Origin of the sequence: Mycobacterium sp. (assembly GCF_050701675.1) — a bacterium.
Lineage (GTDB): Bacteria > Actinomycetota > Actinomycetes > Mycobacteriales > Mycobacteriaceae > Mycobacterium.
This window is the reverse complement of record NZ_JBOGDD010001207.1, coordinates 1-4,377: the sequence shown is the minus strand read 5'-3', so window position 1 is coordinate 4,377 and position 4,377 is coordinate 1. Positions and strand designations below refer to the sequence as shown.

The 4,377-nt window shown below is 64.3% G+C and carries 7 protein-coding genes and 1 pseudogene; all 8 read right to left on the bottom strand.

Features of this window, described 5'->3' with window-relative positions; all coding sequences use genetic code 11:
* Positions 1-45: 45 nt before the first annotated feature.
* The 8 genes and pseudogenes from ACRDUX_RS37410 to ACRDUX_RS37375 all read right to left on the bottom strand — a co-directional run bounded on the left by ACRDUX_RS37410 (position 46) and on the right by ACRDUX_RS37375 (position 4,369).
* Positions 46-345: a hypothetical protein gene (locus ACRDUX_RS37410; protein WP_526422020.1), complete on the bottom strand. Its 300-nt coding sequence runs from the start codon at positions 343-345 to the stop codon at positions 46-48.
* Between the two features lie 121 nt (positions 346-466).
* Positions 467-736 (bottom strand): hypothetical protein, encoded by a 270-nt coding sequence (locus ACRDUX_RS37405; RefSeq protein WP_526422023.1) that lies wholly within the window; start codon positions 734-736, stop codon positions 467-469.
* Positions 708-1,033: pseudogene (locus ACRDUX_RS37400) on the bottom strand (catalase); the annotation flags it as partial. The gene ACRDUX_RS37405 and the pseudogene ACRDUX_RS37400, both read right to left, overlap by 29 nt.
* 61 nt (positions 1,034-1,094) lie before the next feature.
* Positions 1,095-1,814 carry a glycosyltransferase gene (locus ACRDUX_RS37395; RefSeq protein WP_526422018.1) on the bottom strand — a complete coding sequence of 240 codons (720 nt, stop codon included), beginning with the start codon at positions 1,812-1,814 and terminating at the stop codon, positions 1,095-1,097.
* Positions 1,811-2,593 (bottom strand): MIP/aquaporin family protein, encoded by a 783-nt coding sequence (locus tag ACRDUX_RS37390; RefSeq protein ID WP_526422016.1) that lies wholly within the window; start codon positions 2,591-2,593, stop codon positions 1,811-1,813. Before ACRDUX_RS37390 ends, ACRDUX_RS37395 begins: the two co-directional genes overlap by 4 nt.
* Positions 2,594-2,823: 230 nt before the next feature.
* Complete coding sequence (locus ACRDUX_RS37385; protein WP_526422014.1) at positions 2,824-3,618, bottom strand: transporter substrate-binding domain-containing protein; 795 nt, start codon at positions 3,616-3,618, stop codon at positions 2,824-2,826.
* Positions 3,619-3,678: 60 nt separating this feature from the next.
* Positions 3,679-4,098 carry an STAS domain-containing protein gene (locus ACRDUX_RS37380; RefSeq protein WP_526422012.1) on the bottom strand — a complete coding sequence of 140 codons (420 nt, stop codon included), beginning with the start codon at positions 4,096-4,098 and terminating at the stop codon, positions 3,679-3,681.
* Positions 4,099-4,249: 151 nt separating this feature from the next.
* Positions 4,250-4,369 (bottom strand): DUF732 domain-containing protein, encoded by a 120-nt coding sequence (locus ACRDUX_RS37375; protein ID WP_526422021.1) that lies wholly within the window; start codon positions 4,367-4,369, stop codon positions 4,250-4,252.
* Positions 4,370-4,377 lie beyond the last annotated feature (8 nt).

Genomic DNA, 4,377 nt, shown 5'->3' with positions numbered 1-4,377 from the left:
ATGTACATCGTCAACCTGACCCAAACGCGGCCTGGTCAATGACCGCTACCGGTGTCCGCCGCCGCCGTGAATGCCGCCGCCGCCGCCGTGAAAGCCGCCGTAGCCGCCCATCAGAAATTCCTCGCCTCCGTAGGGGTCGAAACTAACGGGAGGAGGGGAGTCGTTGAGCTCGACATTGCCCGGCGACTGGCACAGGGATCCCGAACCGGTCGATGAGCAGGACTGCTGCACAGCCGCGGTTGGAGCGGGAGCGGGAGCGGCCGCTGCGATCGGCGCCGCTGCGATCGCGGCCGCGCCAGCTCCTGCGGCAAACAGCGTTGCGAAGTACTTCAATTTGGTACCCATGGTGATTACTCCTTCGGAGGTGGTAGCCCAAAGCCTGGACTCCTTCCAGGATTCCCTTCCAGTGAACCGATGTCGCCCTTGCTGCCATCCATTTGTGCTACCCGTCAACAGGAATCGTGTTCTACCAGTGAGCAGCAGCGGTGCTACGTCCGCGTTGACGGTCCCAAATGTGGGTATCGGGCCGTTCTTGGAACCCCTCGGTGAATGCCTGAAGGATCCCGTTGTTGAAGTTCGGCCGAGGGTGGACGGCGGTGATGACGTCGAGATCGTTCTGCGCCAAGCGATCCAGACGAATCCCGAGCACGTCGGTTTCCACGCCCGCCTTGTCGCCGCGATCACCGGCGCCATCTTGTAGGGGCAGCGCGCCAGGTATCTCCGCTGCCACGCTCACCGGCCACCGTGGAGAACGGGATCACCGTGTCGATCATGGCCCCGGATGCAAACACCGCCGCCTTGGTAAATGCGCTGACATCCTGAAGGTGACCTCGAATCGGCCGAATGCGCCGGAACCCTTGGCGTGCGGCTGACGCTCGGGTACCCGTTCGCGGTTGAACTGTGCCAGCTGCTCGATGAGGTAGCGGTCGTGCAGGAGGATCGGCCCGTGGGGGCCGATGGTCAGCGAGTGCTCGTCGCTTTCCACGGGGATGCCGGCATTCGTCGTGGTGGGTGTGGGGTGCGCGTCGGTCATTGCGCTGGCTTGCGGTCGAGGATGTCGACGACCCACAACAACAGTCGATTCATGAGCCAACTCATACCCGATTCCCTTCCTCGTACTGATCTCTCGCCAGAGTTTCCAGGTGATGCCGACGTGCGACATTTATTGCGCGACCGCCCATTCCGCGACGCAGCGCCGGTTCGGTCAAGAGCCGCAGAAGCGCCGCAGTCATCCCGGACAGATCCCCCGGCGGGTAGACCAGCCCAGCGATGCCCGGTACGACCAGCTGTACGGTTGTCGGGTCGGCTGGAGCGACCACCGCCCTCCCCGCAGCCAGCACGTCCAGCAGCGTGGTAGTCCCCGATGAGCTGCTGAGCACAACCACATCTGCAGTGGTGACCACGTCGGACCATCGGTCTTCGCAGGAGCCGCTCACCACGTGCACACTCGTCCCGACAGCTCGCTGGGAGGTCTCCCGTATCACGACGGCGCGCTGCACTCCTTCTCCAAGGAGAACGAGCTGCGCCTTAAACTGCTGTCGCACTGCGATGAATGCGGCGGCCAGTTGATGGGCGTGTGTGCGATCGTCGAACGGACCGATCGCGATGATCGTGGGGACACGGGCCGAGCCGAGCAATGCGCGAGCGTCCACTTGGTCTGGCCGCCCGAGCGCCCGCTGCGCGATCGACGGCGGAGTGGCCCCAACCGTTCCTCGGCGGCGCCAGCGAGCGACAAGGGCGGTGAAGTCCGCCATCGGATCACCCACGACCGCAATATCGGGATGGAACGTGTCGGGACCGGAGGACTTGTTCATCGGAGCGCCTCGTGGTTGTCGGTCGGATTAGCTTGGTCAGGAAGGGGATTAGTGCGCCAGTCAGATTCACCGATCGTCGGGTCGAGCGCGAGAAAGGTGACTCCGGCCGCCAGTCCGGCGAGTATCTGCGCCACCAGATACACCCACAACGTGGGCCACGCGAACATGGCCATCACCGAAGTGCCAAGCGACGCTTCCGGGTTGAAGGGGCCACCGGAGATCGCAGCGACCGCGAAAGCGCCTGCCAACACGGTGAACCCGAGCGCTAGGCCATAGCGGGAGCTATTCGAATGTCTTTTGCTGGTGGCCACGTCGAGCATCATGTAGCACAGGGCAAATGTAATTATCAGCTCCAGAACGAGCGCGATCACCAGGGTGTGGCCGGCCGGGCCCATCGCCGCGTTGCTCGCGACTTGCGCAGGATCGACGATTCCCCGCACTACCGCCGCGGCGAGCAGCCCGGCGCCGAGCTGGACGATCCAGTGTGCGATCGCATCCCGTAGCGCGACGCGGTGCCGCATCAGCATCGCAAGAGTCACGGCGGGGTTGTAATGCCCTCCGGGTAGGTAGCTTCCGGAGTAGACCATCACGACGAGCACCGCACCTAGACCCAAGAGGGCGAACGGGCTGGCGCTCCCGACGGCAGCGCCGACGGTGAACACCAGAGAGAATGTGCCAATCGCTTCGACCGCATACTCCACGCTGCCCTGACTGCCCTTCACCAGCCTGGCCGTGTTGGTGCCGCCGACTACCCGATTCGGCGCGTGTGCGGCAATCATGACTGAAAGAATCCCGGTCTGGGTCGCCGATGTCGTCAACGCTGACCGCAATTTAGGCCCCCGGCTAGCCCGAATCTGGGCGTACCTGCCAGCTGCAACTGATCCGATTCTCGGAGTGCGAAGGTCTCTCGTCCCTCCACGGCGTTCCATTGCGGCCACGCAACGAACCAGAATTGGGCTTCAAGCACGTGAAGTGGGTCGAGGCAGTCGAATTCGTCGAGCCCGCGGCCTCAGGGCCCGATGACGCTCCCCAGCCACTTCTGGCTGAACTTGGCGTAGGTGCCGTCGTTGGCGATTTCGTTGAGCCACTGGTTGACCCGTTGCTGAGTCACCACGCCCGAGCTGGGGATCAGGTAGGCCTTCTGCGCCGAGTTGAACGTATGGTCGACGCCGACGCCGCAGAGCTGCGGGTTCTGCGTTCTTTGCCAACGGATTTCGCTGGCATCGGTGATCATCGCGTCGGCCTTGCCGTCGGTGATCTGTTCGAAGATGGTGTTGTTGTCGGGGTACCCGATGACGGTGGCTTTCTTCAGGTTCGCCTTGTCGAAGTCAGCGTTCGTCCCGCCCGGGTTGACCACCACGCGCACCCCCGGCCGGTCGATGTCGGCCAGCGATCGGAATCGCGCCGAGTCGACGCACCGGACGGCGGCGGCTTTTCCGTCCCGCAGGTAGGGGTCCGAGTACCGCGCCTTCTTCGCCCGGTCGGGGGTGACGGTGATGCCACCCATCGCGAGATCGCACTTGGTGTCCAGGTCGTTCATCAGGTTCGACCAGGTGGTCGGCACCAGACGCAGCGTGACGCCCAGATGGGTGGCGAGGTCGCCGGCCAGGTCGACGTCCATGCCGCTCCACTGCCCCTGCGGGTTGCGGTAGGTGAAGGGGCGGTAGTCGCCCGTGCTGCATACCCGCACGACTCCGCTGCTGACGATGCGGTCCAGATCGGTCGGCGTGGGCTGCTGGTGACACGCGGTGACAAAGGATGCGATCAGCAGGACCAGGCAGGCGATGGACGCGTAGAGCTTCACCGGGCCAGAATCGCACACGGCCCCACGATGAACCCCACGACGGTTACACGACGGGAATGTTCAATGAATGGCGTTCAGTGCGGCGTCCATGCTCGGATAGAGACGTAGTTCGCTGTCGAGACCGATCAGCTTCATCGGTCGAGCAGTGACCGGTCCGTCGGCAACGACGCAGAACTGTTTCGAACCGCCGGCAGCTCGATTCCCGGCGACCAGGCTGGCCATGCCTGCCGAGGACAGGAAGTCCAGTTCCGAGAGATCCACGATGAGTGCGATCGATGGCACCCGCAGCGCGCTCGTGATCGCGTCGTCCAACCGTGGTGCGGTCAGTGCGTCGAGTTCACCGGTGGCCGTCACCACCATGACGTCGCGGGTGCTCTGCGCCCGGACGTCGAACGGGCGCGGAGCCGAAGGATTCGGGTGGTCGAGCACCTTGGGGACCGCGAGCTGCATTCCGTGCCCGTTCGTTCCGGGCTGGATCATGGGCGGATCCTCCTCGGACGACCGTTCGGCGATGGCCGCACCGGGGACCCGGGCACGCTCACCCAAACGTACGCCTCTCTCGACGACGTGTGGAGCCGGATCGCGTTCCAGCGCCGCGTCAAAGCCACTCAACCGTCTGCCGACGGGCTGGTCAGGGGCAGTACGCCGCCTCCGCGGCGGTCACCAACACGACTGCTTGAGTGGACTGGAGATTGGGCTTTCGCCGAATGATCTGCTGTTCGATCGACAGCTTCGAGTTTCCGCCGTGCATCTGCCGGC